This window comes from Tessaracoccus flavescens (genome assembly GCF_001998865.1).
Lineage (GTDB): Bacteria > Actinomycetota > Actinomycetes > Propionibacteriales > Propionibacteriaceae > Arachnia > Arachnia flavescens.
This window is the reverse complement of the sequence record NZ_CP019607.1, coordinates 422545-439334: the sequence shown is the minus strand read 5'-3', so window position 1 is coordinate 439334 and position 16790 is coordinate 422545. Positions and strand designations below refer to the sequence as shown.

Sequence of the window (16790 nt, the reverse complement as noted above, 5' to 3'; positions counted from 1 at the left end):
AGCCGGCCGCGCGGCAGACCGGCAGCCGCAGGAGGTCGGAGGCCCCGCGCAGGTATCGCCGCACCGTCCGGCTGCCCATCGGTCGCACCTCCGTCCGCATCCGCGTCTTCATGCTCGTGGTCGCGGTCCTGCTCGGCGTCGCGGGGGTCCGCGCCGTCCAACTGCAGGGCATCGACGCGAAGGCCTACGCCGCCGAGGCGGCGGCGAAGATGACCAAGACGCGTGAGCTGCCCGCCACCCGCGGGTCCATCAGCGACCGCAACGGCGTCGTGCTCGCCGCGACCGAGCCCGCGATGCTCGTCTCGATCGACCCCGACATGGTGCGCACCAACGGCGCAGACAAGCGGTACCCGATGAGCAAGAAGAAGCAGGCAGAGGCAGCCGCCGCGCCTGAGGCGGTCGCCGACCTGCTGGTCAAGCACCTCGGGGGCCGCAAGGCCGACTACGTGGCGCTGATCAACGAGGACTCGCGCTACGAGGTCGTCGCGCGGCAGGTGCCCGCCGCCACGTACACAGCGCTCCAGGCCGACATGAAGCTCGGCATCGACGGCGACCGGAAGCGTCCGTGGTACGGCGTGTTCGGCACCACCGATGCGATCCGCACCTACCCGAACCGCTCGGTCGCCTCGAACGTGATCGGCTTCGTCAACGCGGAAGGAAAGGGAGCCGCCGGGCTCGAGTACGCGCTCGACGACAAGCTCACCGGCACGGCAGGGACGCAGGCCTTTGACTCGTCGACCTACGGACGGATCCCGCTCGGCAACTCCACAATGACCCCCGCCGTCGACGGCGCGTCGTACGAGCTGACCATCGACTCCGACCTGAACTGGATGGCCGAGCAGGCCCTCGCCCAGGGCGCGCGCAGCGCTGGGGCCAAGACGGGAACGCTTGTCGCCATGAACGTCACCAACGGCGAGATCCTCGCGCTGGCGAACTACCCCTCCTACGACTCGGCCGCCCCCGGTACCGCGGAGGCGGACGACCTCGGCAACCGCGCCGTCACCCAGGCCTACGAGCCCGGTTCGGTGGAGAAGGTGCTCACCATGGCCGCGCTCGCGGACAAGGGCCTCGTCACGCCCGACAGCGAGGTCGTCGTGCCGCCGTCGATCGCCTCGGGCGACGGCGTCGTGCGCGACTCCTACGACCACGGCACCGTGAACATGACCGCGCGCGGCATCATCGCCAACTCATCCAACATCGGCACGATCAAGCTCGCCCGCGAGCTCGACAAGGGCGAGCTGCGCGACTACCTCTCGGCCTTCGGGCTCGGGGCCAAGAGCGGCATCGGGCTGCCAGGCGAGACCGCCGGCCGGCTCCCGGACGCGGACATGGCCGACTACACGCGCGACCAGATCTCGTTCGGTCAGGGCCTGAGCGTCAACGCCGTCCAGTTCTCGGCGGCCATCGCGGCAGCGGTCAACGGAGGCACCTACCACCAGCCGACGATCATCCGCTCGGCCAAGCAGGCAGACGGCACGCCCATCGAGCTGCCCGAGCCGACCTCGCGCCGCGTGGTCTCTGAGGAGGCATCGAAGCAGGTCGTCGAGATGATGGAGTCGGTGATCACGATGGGCAAACCCGTCGAGAAGCGCGACCGCGACATCCCCGGCTACCGCACGGCTGGCAAGTCGGGAACGGCGCAGCGCTTCGACCCGGAGTGCAAGTGCTACAACGGCTTCACGTCCTCGTTCGTCGGCGTCGCCCCGGCCGAGAACCCGCAGATCCTCGTCTACGTCGCGCTCGACCAGCCGACCGGTGAGAACCTCGGCAGCCGGATCGCGCTGCCCGTCGTGAACAATCTGCTGAAGGTCGCGCTTCCGCGCTACAACGTGGCCCCGTCGACGACGGAGGCACCGAACGGCCCGCTAACGTTCGACTGATGGATACCTCGCTCAGACCCGACCCGCTGCCCCCAGCCGCGCTGTCGGCGCTCATCTCCGGGCTCGGCCTCGTCGGGGACACCGACAGCCGGGAACCGGTGACGGGGATCACCCTCGACTCGCGTGCGGTGCAGCCCGGTTGGCTCTACGTGGCCGTTCCGGGGAGCAGGGCGCACGGCGCGCAGTTCGCGGCCTCGGCGATCGAATCCGGTGCGGTGGCGGTGCTCACCGACGACGCGGGGATGGAGCTGATCGGTCCCTCGCTCGTCCCCGTGGTCGCCGCCGAGGACGTCCGCACCGCCATGGCCACCGTCGCGGCCCGGCTCTTCGGGGAGCCCGCGCGCGAGATGACGATGCTCGGCGTCACCGGCACCAACGGCAAGACCACGACCGTCGCGCTCCTGCAGAGCGGCCTGATGGCGGCAGGGGTGCCCACCGGCACGATCGGCACCATCGGGTTCAGGCTCGGGACGCAGGAGCTGCGCTCGTCGCGCTCCACCGTGACCACGCCGGAGTCTCCCGATCTCCAGGGGCTGCTCGCCGTGATGCAGCGACGCGGCGCCCAGGCGGTGGCGTTGGAGGTCAGCTCGCACGCCATGGCGCTCGAACGGGTCGACGCGATCGGCTTCGACGCCGTCGGCTTCCTCAACCTCGGGCGCGACCATCTCGACTTCCACCACACCATCGAGGACTACTTCGAGGCGAAGGCCCGCCTCTTCGAGCCAGGACGCAGCGCCGTGAGCGTGATCTGGGTCGACGACGAGCGCGGCCAGGAACTCGCACGGCGGGTGGCGCAGCACGGCCAGTCACGCCTGGTCACCGTCGGCACCACCGAGGGCGTCGACTACCTACTCGCCGACTACGAGGCGGTCGCCCCGCTCGGCGGCGTGGCGACCGTCGTGCGCGGGGGAGAGGCGCTGGAGCTCGAGCTGACCCTCCCCGGGCGCTACAACATGATCGACGCGGCTGTCGCGCTTGCCATGCTCGAGGCGGTCGGGGTGCCCGCGTCCGCGGCGCTGGCCGGTCTCAGGGCCGCCCAGGTGCCCGGCCGGATGCAGCGCGTCGACCTCGGCGACGACGCGCCGCTCGTGGTGGTCGACTTCGCGCACACCCCGCAGGCCGTGGAGGCCGCCCTCTCGTCGCTCGCGGGCATCGGCCCCGTGATCTCGGTGCTCGGCTGCGGTGGCGACCGCGACCCTGACAAGCGGCCGGGCATGGGCGCCGCAGCGGCCAACGGGTCGGCGCTCGCCATCATCACCGACGACAACCCGCGCACGGAGGACCCCTCATCCATCCGGGCCCAGACGCTCGAGGGGGCCAGGTCGGCCGCCGATGCGGGCGAGGTGATCGAGGTCGCGGGGCGCCGCGCCGCCATCGAAGAGGCCATCCGCAGGGCCGGAACCGGTACTGTCGTAGCGATCTTGGGGAAGGGCCACGAGCGTGGCCAGATCCTCGCGGATCGCGTCGTCGACTTCGACGATGTCGAGGAGGCGAGGCGTGCCTGGCGCCGCCGCGTGGAGGAAGGAGCGTCGGATGCGTCCGCGCATGATGAGTGAACTCGTCGACCTGATGCAGCCGGCGGCCGTCGAGCTGTTCGGCGACGACGCACAGGTCGGGCCCGACGTGGTCATCGACAACCGCGAGGCAGGCCCGGGGGCCGTGTTCGTCGCCATCCCCGGTGAGCGCGTCGACGGGCACCGGTTCGCCGAGGCGGCCGTGCGCTCCGGTGCGGGAGGCGTGATCGGGATGCAGGTCACCGAGGCCGACGTGCCACACATCCTCGCGGAGGACTCCGTGCAGGCGCTCAGCTGGCTCGCCCGTGGCATCGTCCGCGAGGCCCGCGCCCGCGGTCTGCTCAGCATCGGGGTCACCGGCAGCTCGGGCAAGACGAGCACGAAGGACCTGATGGCCCAGGTGTTCGAGGCCGCCGGCCCGACGGTCGCCCCCGCCGGATCGCAGAACAACGAGGTCGGCGTGCCGCTCACCGCCTGCCGGGTCGACGATGAGACCTCGTTCCTGATCTCCGAGATGGGCGCCCGTGGCGTCGGACACATCGCCTGGCTCACCTCGCTCGTCGGGCTCGACATCGGCGTCGCGCTCAACGTCGGGCGCGCCCACGTCGGCGAGTTCGGCGGCCTCGAGGTCACTGCACGGGCCAAGTCCGAGATCGTCGCCGACCTGCCAGCCGACGGCTGGGCGGTGCTCAACTTCGACGACCCCCTCGTCGCCGCCATGCGCGAGACGACACAGGCCAGGATCGCCTGGTTCGGGGAGGGGGAGCTCGAGGGAGGCGACCTGCGCGTCACCGCCCGTGACGTGACGCTCAACCCGCTCAGCCAACCGTCGTTCACCCTGCACGCCTCCGACGCCTCCGCCGAGCGCTCTGCCGGCGTCAGCCTCTCTGTGATCGGCAGGCACCAGGTGAGCAATGCGCTCGCCGCCGCCGCGGCCGCGCTCGCAGCGGGGCTCGAGCTCGACCTCATCGCATCGGCGCTGTCCGGCGCGACGCCCAGGTCCCAGTGGCGGATGGAGCTGCACCCACGCGCGGACGGGGTCCTGATCCTCAACGACGCCTACAACGCGAACCCCGACTCGATGGCGGTCGCGCTGCGCACGGCGGTGGAGCTCGCTGCGGGGACCAGGCAGGAGCATCCCGAGGCGAAGGTCGTCGCGGTGCTCGGTGACATGTTGGAGCTCGGACCCCTCTCCGCGGATCTGCACCGGGAGTTGGGCAGGCAGGCAGCCGATGCGGGCGTCAACGAGCTCGTGGCCGTGGGGGAGTTCGCCGACGACATCGTCGCGGGAGCGGAGGAGGAACACCTCCCGGCCAGGGCGACGGTTCGGGATCTGGTGGCCGATTCCCTTAATCTTGGGCCCGGCGATGTTGTGCTGATCAAGGGATCGCGCGGCGTCGGCCTGGAGACCGTGGCGGCCGAACTGGCCGCCCAGGACGGAGAAGCGTCGTGATCAACATCCTGCTTGCGGGCGGGCTGTCCCTGATATTCGCGATGGTGGGCACCCCGATGCTCATCAAGTTCCTGACCAAGCGTCAGTACGGACAGTTCATCCGGGAGGACGGGCCGACGGCCCACTACGTGAAGCGTGGCACCCCCACCATGGGCGGCCTCGTCATCGTCGGATCGGTGATCCTCGCGTACTTCATCTCGCACCTGGTGCGCTGGCAACCGCCGACGCTCTCGGGGCTGCTGCTGCTCGGCCTCGCCACCGCGATGGGCTTCCTCGGCTTCCTCGACGACTGGGCGAAGATCTCCAAGGAACGCAGCCTCGGACTGACCGCCCGCGGAAAGCTGATCGGCCAGGTGGTGATCGGCGGCGTCTTCGCGCTGGTCGCGCTGAACTTCCCCGACCACAGGGGTCAGACCCCCGCTTCTCCCGCGATCTCCTTCCTGCGCGACATCGGGTGGCTGCAGCTGCCCATCTTCCTCGCCGTGATCGTGATCGTCTTCCTGATCGCCGCATGGAGCAACGCCGTCAACCTGACCGACGGGCTCGACGGCCTCGCCGCGGGGAGCGCCACGCTCGTCTTCTCCGCCTACACGCTCGTCAACATCTGGCAGTTCAACCAGTGGTGCGGCCGCGCCTCCACCGCGGGGCCGCGGTGTTACGAGGTGCGCGACCCCAACGACCTCGCGGTCGTGGCCATAGCCTTCGCAGGCGCCTGTTTCGGCTTCCTCTGGTGGAACGCCAAGCCCGCCAAGATCTTCATGGGCGACACCGGCTCCATGGCCATCGGTGCCGCCCTCGCAGGCCTGTCTGTGATGACAAGGACCGAGCTGCTGCTGGTCATCCTCGGCCTGCTCTTCGTGATTGAGGTCGGCTCGGTCGCGCTGCAGGTGACCTACTTCAAGGCGACAAAGGGCAAGCGCATCTTCAAGATGTCGCCGATCCACCATCACTTCGAGCTCCTCGGCTGGCAGGAGGTGACCGTCGTGATCCGGTTCTGGATCATCTGCGGCCTCTGCGTGGCGATCGGGCTCGGCATCTTCTACGCGGAATGGGTGACCGGACAGTGACCAAGGAGTGGATGACCACCGCCAACCGGCTCTCCGACTGGGGCTCGGCCCACGTCGTGGTCGCCGGGCTCGGTGTCTCCGGCTTCGCTGCCGCCGACGGACTGATGTCGCTGGGCGCGAAGATCACCGTGCTCGACGAGTCCGAGGCCTACGCGGACAAGGCGACGCTGCTCGAACGCCTCGACGTCACCGTCCGCCTCGGCAAGGGGGCCACGGCCGAACTGCCGCCCGGCACCGACCTCGTGGTCACCTCGCCCGGCTGGCGCCCCACCGCGCCCCTCCTGCGCCAGGCCGCGGCCCAGAACATCCCCGTGTGGGGCGAGACCGAGCTCGCCTGGCGCATGATGCAGCCCGACCGGGTCATCCCGTGGCTCGGCATCACAGGCACCAACGGCAAGACGACCACGACCCAGATGCTGGAGTCGATGCTGATCGCAGATGGGAAGAAGGCCGCCGCCGTAGGCAACATCGGCCGCCCGATCATCGAGGCGATCCTCGACGACGTCGACTACGACGTGTTCGCCGTCGAGCTGTCCAGCTTCCAGCTGCACTGGATGAACAACGTCAACCTGCACTCGGCCGTCGTGCTGAACCTGCACCAGGACCACCTCGAGTGGTACGCGGGGGAGGGCGCGAAGGACCGCTACTTCGCGGACAAGGCCAAGATCTACCAGGGAGTGACGCACTCCTGCGTCTACAACGTCGCCGAGCCAGCCACCGAGAAGATGGTCGAGGAGGCCGATGTCGTCGAGGGCGCACGCGCCATCGGTTTCACCACCGGCATCCCGGCCATCTCCATGCTCGGCGTCGTCGACGACCTGATCGTCGACCGCGCCTTCGTCCCCCAGCGGCGCGACTCGGCGCTAGAACTGGCGAAGGTCTCCGACGTGCAGCCGTTCGCCCCGCACAACGTGGCAAACGCCGTCGCGGCAGCAGCGCTCGCGCGCAGCTACGGCGTCGCCGCCAAGTCGGTGGCAGCAGGGCTGCAGCGGCTCCAGCTCGCGGGCCACCGGATCCAGCAGGTGGCCGAGTCCGACGGGATCGCCTGGGTCGACGACTCGAAGGCGACGAACCCGCACGCGGCCGACTCCGCCATGCAGGCCTACGACTCGTTCGTCTGGATCGCGGGCGGGCAGGCCAAGGGCACCACCTTCGACGACCTGATCGAAAGGCACCGCGACAAGCTGCGCGGTGCCGTCGTGATCGGGGTCGACCGGGAGCAGATCGCCGAGACGCTTGCCCGACACGCGCCCGATGTCCCCGTCACCGTGCTAGAGAACAACCACACTGAGGTGATGGACGAGGTCGTCGCGCTCGCGGGCGCGATGGCACGACCGGGGGACACGGTCCTGTTGTCGCCCGGCTGCGCGAGCCTCGACATGTGGGACGGCTACGCCGCCCGTGGAGACAGCTTCGCCGAGGCGGTCAAGAAGTACCTGGCCAGGTAGAAAGGGGACGTGATCCATGGCAACCGACGCAGCTTCCCCGGCGCGGCTGACCATCTGGTCCCAGGTCAGGGCGCTCACCGCCTCACCCATGGCGCCCTACTACTTCATCGCGGCAAGCGTCGCGGTCCTCGCCGGACTCGGCACCCTGATGGTGCTGTCCGCCTCCTCGGTGCTCGCGATGTACTCCGGCCTCGACCCGTACTACTACGTCACCCGCCAGGTCCTCTTCCTCGGCGTGGGTCTCGTGTTCGCGGTGGTCTTCAGCCGGATCAACGCCGACTTCATCCGACGGCTCGGCTGGCCCGCCTGGATGCTCGCGGTCGCGCTCCTCGTCCTCGTGCTCACCCCGCTCGGTGTCTCGGGCGGAGGCAACCTGAACTGGCTCGCGCTCGGCCCCGTGCAGTTCCAGCCCTCGGAGTTCGCGAAGCTCGCCCTGATCGTGTGGTGTGGAACGGTCTTCCACATGAAGCGCGGGCGGCTGCATGAGCCGGCGCAGCTTGCCATCCCCCTGATCCCGCTCGGAGGGCTCATCCTCGCCCTCGTCCTTGCCGGGCGCGACCTGGGAACGGGCCTGGTCATCGGCCTGATCCTGGTGCTGATAATGTGGTTCATCGGCACCCCGCTGCGCGTCATGGTGCCCCTCGGCACCGCGGCGGCCGCCCTCGTGGCGCTGCTCGTCTACGGCTCGGGCAACCGGATGAGCCGGATCGCGATCTTCCTCGACCCGCAGTCCAACACCGACCTCTCCGCCCAGCCCATGTCGGCGCTCTACGCGCTGGCCAGCGGCGGATGGTGGGGGCTCGGGCTCGGCGCGAGCAGGCAGAAATACGGCGGCCTCAAGGACGGCGCCCACACCGACTACATCTTCGCGGTGATCGGCGAGGAGCTGGGACTCTTCGGCGTGCTGCTGGTGATCGCCCTGTTCGGCCTGCTCGGCTGGGCCGGGCTTGCTGTCGCGATGCGCTCGGACAAGATGTTCAACAAGGTCGTCGCCGCGGGCATCACCGGGTGGTTCCTCACCCAGGCCGTGATCAACATCTTCGTCGTGATGCACCTGCTTCCCGTGCTCGGTGTCCCGCTGCCGTTCGTCTCCTCGGGCGGCTCCGCTCTGATGGCCTCGCTGATGGCCACCGGGGTACTGTTGGCCCTCGCGCGCGACACGCCGACGGCACGCGCGTACCTTGCCGCCCGCAAGGACAAGTCGCGGCCGCGGATGACGAGCGTCATGGCGGCCACCAAGGAGGACTGACATGACCAGCGTCGTGCTGGCCGGGGGAGGAACGGCGGGACACACGTCCCCGCTGATCGCCACCGCCCGGGCCATCCAGGAGCGCTCCGATGCATCGATCGTGTGCATCGGCACCGCGAAGGGTCTCGAGACGAAGGTCATCCCCGAGGCCGGTCTCGAACTGGAGCTGATCGATCCGGTCCCGCTTCCGCGCACGGTCAACCTCGACCTGCTCAAGCTCCCGTTCACCCTGACCCGCTCCGTGCGCCAGGCGCGCAAGGTGCTCAGGGAGGCGAAGGCCGACGTGCTCGTCGGGTTCGGCGGCTACGTCTCCATCCCCGCCTATCTCGCTGCCCGGCTGAGCCGGATCCCAGTCGTCGTGCACGAGGCGAACAAGCTGCCAGGCATCGCAAACAAGGTCGGTGCGAGGAAGGCCGGCTACGTCGGCACGACCTTCCCCGAGACGGTGTTGCCCGGAGGAAAGCTGATCGGCATGCCGATGCGCCGCTCGATCACCCACCCGGAGCTGACCCCGGCCGAGGCAAGGTCACGGTTCGGGCTCGACCCCGACCGACCGACCCTCCTGGTCAGCGGAGGATCGCAGGGCGCGCTCAGCATCAACAAGGCGCTCGACGGTGCCCGCGACCGCATCCTCGAGGCGGGCATCCAGATCCTGCACGTGCTCGGACCGAAGAACTTCGGCGACGACGACGTCGTCGTGCGGCACGACAACGGCGCCCAGTACCGCCCGGTGCCCTTCGTCAGCGACATGGCCGTTGCCTACACGGCCGCCGACCTGATGCTCGGTCGCGCAGGCGCGGGGACCGTGATGGAGACCGCGGTGAGCGGGCTGCCGGTGATCTTCGTCCCGCTTCCCTGGGGCAACGGCGAACAGGGCCGCAACGCGGCCGAGCTGATCGCCGCCGACGCAGGCTGGCTCGTCGATGACGCCCAGCTGAGCCCGGATAGACTTGCGACGCTGGTGCAGGACGCATTCGGTGACCGTGCTCGGCTCGCCCGCATGGCCTCCACCTGCAAGGACATGTATCCGGCCGACGCGGCCGACGTGCTGGCAGACGCGGTGCTCAATCTCGCCGCGCAGGAAGGTGACAACTGATGCTCCTCGATCCGATTGAGATCGTCCCCGCCGACCAGGTGGGCCCGGTGCACTTCATCGCGGCGGGCGGCTCCGGGATGAGCGGCATCGCCCGCCTCTACTCGGAGCTCGGGATCAGGACCTCCGGCTCCGACCAGTCCGACTCGACCGCCCTGCAGGGCCTCGCGCGCGCCGGCGTGAGCACCTATGTCGGGCATTCGGCCGATCAGATCGGCGACGCCAACACCGTCGTGATCTCCTCGGCCATCCGCGAGGACAACGTCGAACTCGTCGAGGCCCGTCGCCGTGGGCTGCGGGTCTGGCACCGCTCGGCTGCCCTCGCCGCCCTGATGCTCGGTAAGCGGGCCATCGCCGTCGCCGGAACCCACGGCAAGACCACGACCACCGCCATGACGGCCGTGATGCTGAGTGAGGCGGGAGTCGACCCCTCCTACGTCATCGGTGGCCCCCTCTCGACCACCGGGGTCAGCTCCGCGGCCGGCTCCGGCGATGCCTTCGTCGTCGAGGCCGACGAGTCGGACGCCTCCTTCCTGCAGTACCCGACCGAGATCGCCGTCATCACCAACATCGAGGCCGACCACCTGGTCAACTGGGGCACCCCCGAGAAGTACGCCGCAGGCTTCCGCACCTTCGCGACCCAGCCGAACGTCCGCCGCGTGGTGATCAACGTCGACGACCACGGCTCGCGGGCGCTGGCTGAGGAACTGATCAGTGACGGCCACGACGTCATCCGCTACGGGGAGGCCGAGGACGCCGACGTGCGCTTCACCGACGTCGTCGCGCATGGGGGAGGGGTGAAGGCGACCCTCACGTACGGCGACGAGCAGGGGCCGATCATCCTGCAGGTCCCCGGCAACCACAACCTGGCAAACGCGTGCGCCGCCTATGCCGTCGGGCGTCTGCTCGGGCTCACCCACGACCAGGCGGTCGACGCGCTCGGCCGCTTCGAGGGAACCCTGCGTCGCTTCCAGTTGATCACCGACACGGCGGGCATCCGCGTCTACGACGATTACGCGCACCACCCGACGGAGATCCGCGCCGCGCTCACCGCCGCCCGCAGGGCCACCGCGGCAGGCAACGAGGCGACCGGACTCGCGGGCAGGCTCATCGCCTGCTTCCAGCCGCACCTCTACACCCGCACCGTCGACTTCGCCGACGAGTTCGGCGAGGTGATGACGCTGGCAGACGTGGCGGTGATCAACGACGTCTGTGGGGCACGCGAGGATCCGATTCCCGGCGTCACGGGCGAACTCGTCGTGGACGCGGCCCGCAAGGCCGGCGCCGAGGAGGTCGTCTACGTCAAGGAGAAGTACGACCTTCCCGCCGCGCTCAACGACATGGCCCAGCCGGGCGACCTGATCATCACGCTCGGCTGCGGTGACGTGACGATCGTCGGTCCGCTGCTGGCCGACCTGCTCAAGCAGCGCCCGGACGCCAAGGTCTCGTGACCCAGCCGCTGCCACCAGGGGCCTTCGCCAAGGCGCTCCAGGACAGGCGAGAGGCGGAGCGCAGGCGCCGCTTGATCATCTGGGGCTCCGTCGCCGGGCTCGTGGTGGTGCTCGGCGTCGGCATCTGGCTCGCGCTCTTCTCGCCGGTGTTCGCAGCCCGGCAGGTGGTGGTCGACGGCACCGAGCTGCTCACCCCCGAACAGGTGACCGAGGCCGCGGCGGTCGAACTCGACGTGCCGCTGCTGCGCCAGGACACCGAGGCCATCGCGCAGCGGGTGCGTGACCTCGCCCCGGTGCTCGACGTCGAGGTGCACCGCGACCTTCCCGACACCGTCAGGCTCGACGTCACCGAGCGTGAGCTCGTCTACCAGCTCGTCCGCGACGAGGCAGTCTCCTGGGTGGACCGCGACGGGGTGGTGTTCAACACCACGCCGAAGCCGACCGCGGGGGTCGTCCAGGTGAAGTCCGATGACGCGGACGACCGGCTGCGCAGGGACATCGCCACCGTCGTGGCCAACATCCCGGACGACCTGCGCCCCCAGGTGAGCCTGCTCACGGCCGAGGCGGTCGACCGGATCGGCTTCACCCTTTCCGACGACCGGGAGATCGTGTGGGGCAGCGCGGAGGAGTCGCAGCTCAAGGGCGACGTGCTGGCCGCGCTGCTGGACGTGGAGGCGAAGGTCTACGATGTCTCTGCGCCGAGGCATCCGACGACGAAGTGAGTCCCTGGGGGTGAAGGTTCAACCCTCGAGGTCGGCAACCCTGAAGTAGAACTTGAGGTCAATCGCGCCCGATTCGGTCGTGCCGTTGGACCTGGGCCCGAAAGCTCACATAGCCTTCACTCCATGGCTAGCGCATCTCAGAACTACCTCGCGGTGATCAAGGTCGTCGGTGTCGGCGGCGGCGGTGTCAACGCGGTCAACCGCATGATCGAGGCCGGACTCCGCGGCGTCGAATTCATCGCGGTCAACACCGATGCGCAGGCGCTCCTGATGAGTGACGCAGACGTCAAGCTCGACATCGGCCGCGAACTGACCCGCGGCCTCGGCGCAGGCGCCGACCCGTCGAAGGGCCGCCAGGCCGCCGAGGACCACTCCGACGAGATCGAGGAGGCCCTCAAGGGTGCCGACATGGTCTTCGTCACCGCAGGCGAGGGAGGCGGCACCGGTACCGGCGCCGCCCCGATCGTGGCGAAGATCGCCCGCTCGCTCGGCGCGCTGACCATCGGCGTCGTCACCCGCCCGTTCTCCTTCGAGGGCCGCCGCCGTTCGACTCAGGCCGAGACCGGCATCGAATCGCTGCGCGAAGAGGTCGACACCCTCATCGTCATCCCCAACGACAAGTTGCTCCAGATGACCGACCACCAGGTCGCCATCCTCGACGCGTTCAAGCAGGCCGACCAGGTGCTGATGCAGGGCGTCTCCGGCATCACCGACCTGATCACCACGCCCGGCCTGATCAACCTCGACTTCGCCGACGTGAAGTCCATCATGAGCCAGGCCGGATCCGCGCTGATGGGCATCGGCTCGGCGCGCGGCGAGGACCGTGCCCGCGCCGCGGCCGAGATGGCGATCTCGTCGCCGCTGCTCGAGGCAAGCATCGACGGCGCCCACGGCGTCCTGCTCTCGATCGCCGGCGGCTCCGACCTCGGTCTGTTCGAGGTCTCCGCCGCCGCGCAGCTGATCGAGGAGGCCGCGCACGACGAGGCCAACATCATCTTCGGCACCGTCATCGACGACGCCCTCGGCGACGAGGTGCGCGTCACGGTCATCGCCGCCGGCTTCGACGGCGGCCAGCCCCAGCGCCGCCAGCCGCAGGTGCGGCCGGCCGAAACCCGTCCGCCTGCTCAGCCGCGGCCGACGAACCCGCCGGTGACCAGCCAGCAGGCCCCGCAGGCCAGCCCGATGCCCGGCCAGCGACCGAGCGCCCCGCGCCCCGCGCCGCGGCCCGTGGACGACGACGACGATCTGGACGTGCCTGATTTCATGAAGTGATCCGGCGCGTCGGAGCGTCGCATCCGACAACCCGGCACACGGCGCGATAGCCTTTTGGACAGAATTCCAACCCAAGGAGGCATCGTGGGCGTTCGCAAGCTTGCTGCATGGATGGGGCTCGTCGAGGACGGGCGCTACGTTGACGACGACCAACGGGATGCCGAGGGTGAGGAGCTCACCAGCGATGTCTATGTCGACGATGAGCCGAGCAAGGTGTCGCAGCTTCCAGCGCGTCGCCCCACGCAGTTGACTCCGGTCGCCGAGAAGGAGGTGGCCGACCTGAGCCGCATCGTCTCCGTCCGGCCGCGCTCGTACAACGAGGCCCGCGTGATCGGCGAGAACTTCCGCGACGGCATCCCCGTCATCATGAACCTGTCCGACATGGAGGACGGCGAGGACAAGCGCCTGGTCGACTTCGCCGCCGGACTGATCTTCGGCATGCGCGGCAACATCGAGCGCGTGAGCTCGAAGGTCTTCCTGCTCTGCCCCCAGAACCTGGTGGTCGGGCCGGAGGACAAGGAGCGCATCGCCTCGGGTGGCTTCTTCAACCAGAGCTGAACGGGCAAACCCTCAAGCGGTTCCTGAAGTTTTGGCGATGCAACTTGCGGCTAGGCTACTGTGTGAGGAATCGGCCACACGGTCAGTACTTTCGATGATCTTGGAGAGCAAACATGAGCTTGACCCTGGATGAGGTCCGTCAAATCCGCTTCCGCATGACGCGTCGCGGCGAGTCCGGCTATCAGGTCGGCGACGTCGACACGTTCATCGACAAGGTGGAGCTGACCTTCGACGAGTTCGACAAGGAGCGCGAGCGCATGCGCCGCGAGCTCGAGTCGGTGCAGACGACCAGCGTTCAGCCTGCGGTCGGTGACGACTCGCAACTGCGTAGGGCCGTCGCGGACAAGGACCGTGAGATCGCCTCGCTGCGCGCAGAGGTCGACCGCCTGAACGCGGTCATCTCCCAGGCCGGCGACACCAACGCCGCCCAGCAGGCCTCCGAGAGCCGGATCCGCGAGCTGTCGGCAGAGAACGACTCGCTGCGCAGCCAGCTCGACCAGGTCCGCAACGAGTTCGACCAGGCCCGCTCCGAACGCGTCACCACGGCTGCCGCCGTCGGAGGCGGCGAGCACATCACCGTCACCGCTAGCGAGGACGCCGCACCGGCCGTCACCCGCCTGCTGCAGATGGCGACCGACCAGGCCACCACGCTCGTCAACGAGGCCCAGGCAGAGGCCGAGCGCAAGATCGCCGAGGCGGAGCAGCGCGCGAGCGAGATCAAGACCGACGCCCGCACCAAGGCCGAGCGCGTCGAGTCCGAGGCCCGGGTCAACGCCGAGCAGATGACCGCCCAGGCCGAGCAGCGTGCGGCCGCAGTCGACGCGCAGGCCAGCGAGCGGCGCCGTGAGCTCTTCTCCGACCTCGAGCGGGAGCAGGGCGAGCTGACGAGCAAGGTCGATGCCCTGCGCGGCTTCGAGAACAACTACCGCGAGAACCTCACGGGTTCCCTGCAGCGGCTCCTCGCGTCCATCAAGGACGACCGTCCCGAGCCCGGCGATGTCCCGGAACTGGCGCAGAACCGTTCCGACACGCCGCGTCTCGACGCGCTGGCAAGTGGGGATAACGCGTAGTCAAACGCCACTTCGTACGGCGGCCGACACCTTCGGGTGTCGGCCGCTTGCATTGCGCCGATTGTGGTGTAGCCTTCCCGCACAGTCAACCCTGTGCACTCCCGAGAAAGAGCAGGCCAATGCCGACGTCGAAGAAAGCCGCCGCAAAGACCCCGGTGGTTCTCCCCGTACTCGAAGGGGAAGACCCCTGGACCGAGGAGGAGGTCGCTGAACAGCGCGCCGAACTCCAGGACGAGTTGGAGCGTCTCGAGCGTCGCATCGCCACCACCGAGGCCGAACTGGAGTCGCTCCTGAAGGGCGGCACCGACGGTGCAGGCCGCGACCCGGCCGATGTGGGCTCCAGCAACTTCGAGCGCGACCAGGAGGTATCGCTCGTGCAGAACGTGCGTGAGATGGCCGAGCAGCTCCGTCTGGCGATCACCCGCTTCGACGACGGCGAGTACGGGCTCTGTGAGGTGTGCGGCCAGCCGATCGGCAAGGGACGCCTGCAGGTCTTCCCGCGGGCAACGCTCTGCGTCACCTGCAAGCAGCGCGAGGAACGACGCTGAGCGTGCGCCGCCGCGGCGTCGGCCTGATCGCCGGCGGCCTCGCCCTCTTCGGCCTTGCGCTCGACCAGGTGGTCAAGTGGTCGTCGGTGGCCTACCTCACGCCGGGCCAGCCCGTCGAGCTGATCGGGTCACTGCTCAAGCTGAATCTCATCTTCAATCCAGGCGCCGCCTTCGGCATGGGTTCCAACTTCACGATCGTGTTCAGCTGTTTCGCGATCGTCGCGCTGCTCGCCTGCCTGTTCTACGCGCTGCCGAGGATCACGAGGCTGTGGCACGCGATCGCCCTCGGCCTGCTGATGGCAGGCATCGCAGGAAACCTGATCGACCGGATCTTCCAGCCGCCCGCCGCGCTGCACGGCCACGTCGTCGACATGTTCCAGCTGCCGAACTTCGCGATCTTCAACGTCGCGGACATGTGCATCACCTTCGCGGCCGCGATCATCATCATCAACAGCTTCCGAGGCGACCCGGACAAGGACGAGGCCGAGGGAGCGGGGGAGAAGGCCCCGTGAGCCTCTTCATCGTGCCCGACGCCCTCGCGGGTGAGCGGGTGGACGCAGCTGCCGCACGGGTCTCGGGCTACAGCAGGTCGAGGATCGATACCTTCATCGACGCGGGGCAGCTGCTGCTCGGCGGATCCGCCGTCTCGAAAGGCTCGCAGCGGGTCGCAGGGGGAGAGCTGCTCGAACTCGTCGAGGAGGCCGCCCCGCAGCCCGTCACGGCCGAACTGGCCGACGGCGTGCGTATCGTCTACGAGGACGCCGATCTGGTCGTCGTCGACAAACCGGTCGGGGTCGCGGCCCATCCGAGCCTCGGCTGGGAAGGCCCGTCGATCACCCAGCATCTCGCTGCCGCAGGCGTCGCCGTCACCACCTCCGGTGCGGCGGAGCGGCAGGGCGTCGTGCAGCGCCTCGACGTCGGAACCAGCGGCCTCATGGTGGTCGCGAAGTCCGAGGTCGCCTACTCGGTGCTCAAGCAGGCCTTCCGCGACCGGACGGTCGACAAGACGTACCACGCGCTCGTACAGGGCCACCCGGACCCCTTCTCCGGCACCATCGAGGCGCCCATCGCCCGCCACCCCGGCGCCGACTGGAAGATGGCCGTGATCGAGGGCGGACGCCACTCGGTCACCCACTACGAGACCCTCGAGGCGCATCGCGCAGCGACGCTGCTCGAAATCCACCTGGAGACGGGCAGGACCCATCAGATCCGCGTGCACATGTCGGCCATCGGCCATCCGTGCGTCGGAGATCCGCTCTACGGAAGCGATCCGACGCTGGCGCAGCGCCTCGGGCTGGTGCGCCAGTGGCTCCACGCCGTCGAGCTCGGGTTCATCCACCCCACCACGGGTGAATACGTGAAATTCAGCTCTCCCTACCCGGACGACCTCGCCCTTGCGTTGGAGCAGATCCGCGACGGCAGGTGAACAGAGGGTGACCCCTCTGGGGCGATCCCGTCTGGTCGG

The 16790-nt window shown here is 69.1% G+C and carries 15 protein-coding genes; all 15 read left to right on the top strand.

Annotation, left to right across the window (positions count from 1 at the left end):
- Positions 1 to 110: 110 nt before the first annotated feature.
- The 15 genes from BW733_RS02125 to BW733_RS02055 all read left to right on the top strand — a co-directional run bounded on the left by BW733_RS02125 (position 111) and on the right by BW733_RS02055 (position 16751).
- Positions 111 to 1880, top strand: coding sequence for a peptidoglycan D,D-transpeptidase FtsI family protein (locus tag BW733_RS02125; protein ID WP_418361339.1), 1770 nt, complete (start codon positions 111 to 113; stop codon positions 1878 to 1880).
- The gene (locus BW733_RS02120; RefSeq protein WP_077347473.1) at positions 1880 to 3436 is read left to right on the top strand and encodes a UDP-N-acetylmuramoyl-L-alanyl-D-glutamate--2,6-diaminopimelate ligase; all 1557 of its coding nucleotides are present in this window, start codon (positions 1880 to 1882) and stop codon (positions 3434 to 3436) included. The genes BW733_RS02125 and BW733_RS02120 overlap by 1 nt, the downstream gene beginning before the upstream one ends.
- Positions 3414 to 4847 carry a UDP-N-acetylmuramoyl-tripeptide--D-alanyl-D-alanine ligase gene (locus tag BW733_RS02115; protein WP_077347471.1) on the top strand — a complete coding sequence of 478 codons (1434 nt, stop codon included), beginning with the start codon at positions 3414 to 3416 and terminating at the stop codon, positions 4845 to 4847. Before BW733_RS02120 ends, BW733_RS02115 begins: the two co-directional genes overlap by 23 nt.
- Positions 4844 to 5914: a phospho-N-acetylmuramoyl-pentapeptide-transferase gene (gene mraY / locus BW733_RS02110; protein WP_077347469.1), complete on the top strand. Its 1071-nt coding sequence runs from the start codon at positions 4844 to 4846 to the stop codon at positions 5912 to 5914. Before BW733_RS02115 ends, mraY begins: the two co-directional genes overlap by 4 nt.
- The gene (gene murD, locus BW733_RS02105; RefSeq protein ID WP_077347467.1) at positions 5896 to 7362 is read left to right on the top strand and encodes a UDP-N-acetylmuramoyl-L-alanine--D-glutamate ligase; all 1467 of its coding nucleotides are present in this window, start codon (positions 5896 to 5898) and stop codon (positions 7360 to 7362) included. The genes mraY and murD overlap by 19 nt, the downstream gene beginning before the upstream one ends.
- Before the next feature lie 16 nt (positions 7363 to 7378).
- Complete coding sequence (gene ftsW, locus BW733_RS02100) at positions 7379 to 8611, top strand: putative lipid II flippase FtsW (protein WP_077347465.1); 1233 nt, start codon at positions 7379 to 7381, stop codon at positions 8609 to 8611.
- A gap of 1 nt (position 8612) precedes the next feature.
- Complete coding sequence (gene murG / locus BW733_RS02095; protein ID WP_077347463.1) at positions 8613 to 9707, top strand: undecaprenyldiphospho-muramoylpentapeptide beta-N-acetylglucosaminyltransferase; 1095 nt, start codon at positions 8613 to 8615, stop codon at positions 9705 to 9707.
- Positions 9704 to 11155 carry a UDP-N-acetylmuramate--L-alanine ligase gene (gene murC, locus BW733_RS02090; protein ID WP_077347461.1) on the top strand — a complete coding sequence of 484 codons (1452 nt, stop codon included), beginning with the start codon at positions 9704 to 9706 and terminating at the stop codon, positions 11153 to 11155. The genes murG and murC overlap by 4 nt, the downstream gene beginning before the upstream one ends.
- On the top strand, positions 11152 to 11877 hold the full coding sequence (locus BW733_RS02085; RefSeq protein WP_077347459.1) for a cell division protein FtsQ/DivIB: 726 nt from the start codon (positions 11152 to 11154) through the stop codon (positions 11875 to 11877). Before murC ends, BW733_RS02085 begins: the two co-directional genes overlap by 4 nt.
- A 123-nt stretch (positions 11878 to 12000) precedes the next feature.
- Complete coding sequence (gene ftsZ, locus BW733_RS02080; RefSeq protein WP_077347457.1) at positions 12001 to 13149, top strand: cell division protein FtsZ; 1149 nt, start codon at positions 12001 to 12003, stop codon at positions 13147 to 13149.
- An 81-nt stretch (positions 13150 to 13230) separates the two neighbouring features.
- Positions 13231 to 13707 carry a cell division protein SepF gene (locus BW733_RS02075; RefSeq protein WP_077352643.1) on the top strand — a complete coding sequence of 159 codons (477 nt, stop codon included), beginning with the start codon at positions 13231 to 13233 and terminating at the stop codon, positions 13705 to 13707.
- Between the two features lie 113 nt (positions 13708 to 13820).
- Entirely contained in the window at positions 13821 to 14777 is a 957-nt protein-coding gene (locus BW733_RS02070; RefSeq protein WP_077347455.1) for a DivIVA domain-containing protein, read from the top strand.
- Positions 14778 to 14896: 119 nt separating this feature from the next.
- Positions 14897 to 15325: a TraR/DksA family transcriptional regulator gene (locus tag BW733_RS02065; RefSeq protein ID WP_077347453.1), complete on the top strand. Its 429-nt coding sequence runs from the start codon at positions 14897 to 14899 to the stop codon at positions 15323 to 15325.
- A gap of 2 nt (positions 15326 to 15327) precedes the next feature.
- The gene (gene lspA / locus BW733_RS02060) at positions 15328 to 15837 is read left to right on the top strand and encodes a signal peptidase II (RefSeq protein WP_161490105.1); all 510 of its coding nucleotides are present in this window, start codon (positions 15328 to 15330) and stop codon (positions 15835 to 15837) included.
- Positions 15834 to 16751, top strand: a complete 918-nt coding sequence (locus BW733_RS02055; protein ID WP_077347449.1) for an RluA family pseudouridine synthase — start codon at positions 15834 to 15836, stop codon at positions 16749 to 16751. Before lspA ends, BW733_RS02055 begins: the two co-directional genes overlap by 4 nt.
- Positions 16752 to 16790: the final 39 nt, after the last annotated feature.

What these genes read in the sequence shown, in the direction of transcription:
- BW733_RS02125 (WP_418361339.1), top strand. Translation starts at nt 111, where the DNA reads ATGCTCGTGGTCGCGGTCCTGCTCGGCGTCGCGGGGGTCCGCGCCGTC.
- BW733_RS02120 (WP_077347473.1), top strand. Translation starts at nt 1,880, where the DNA reads ATGGATACCTCGCTCAGACCCGACCCGCTGCCCCCAGCCGCGCTGTCG.
- BW733_RS02115 (WP_077347471.1), top strand. Translation starts at nt 3,414, where the DNA reads ATGCGTCCGCGCATGATGAGTGAACTCGTCGACCTGATGCAGCCGGCG.
- murD (WP_077347467.1), top strand. Translation starts at nt 5,896, where the DNA reads ATGGGTGACCGGACAGTGACCAAGGAGTGGATGACCACCGCCAACCGG.
- ftsW (WP_077347465.1), top strand. Translation starts at nt 7,379, where the DNA reads ATGGCAACCGACGCAGCTTCCCCGGCGCGGCTGACCATCTGGTCCCAG.
- murG (WP_077347463.1), top strand. Translation starts at nt 8,613, where the DNA reads ATGACCAGCGTCGTGCTGGCCGGGGGAGGAACGGCGGGACACACGTCC.
- ftsZ (WP_077347457.1), top strand. Translation starts at nt 12,001, where the DNA reads ATGGCTAGCGCATCTCAGAACTACCTCGCGGTGATCAAGGTCGTCGGT.
- BW733_RS02070 (WP_077347455.1), top strand. Translation starts at nt 13,821, where the DNA reads ATGAGCTTGACCCTGGATGAGGTCCGTCAAATCCGCTTCCGCATGACG.
- BW733_RS02065 (WP_077347453.1), top strand. Translation starts at nt 14,897, where the DNA reads ATGCCGACGTCGAAGAAAGCCGCCGCAAAGACCCCGGTGGTTCTCCCC.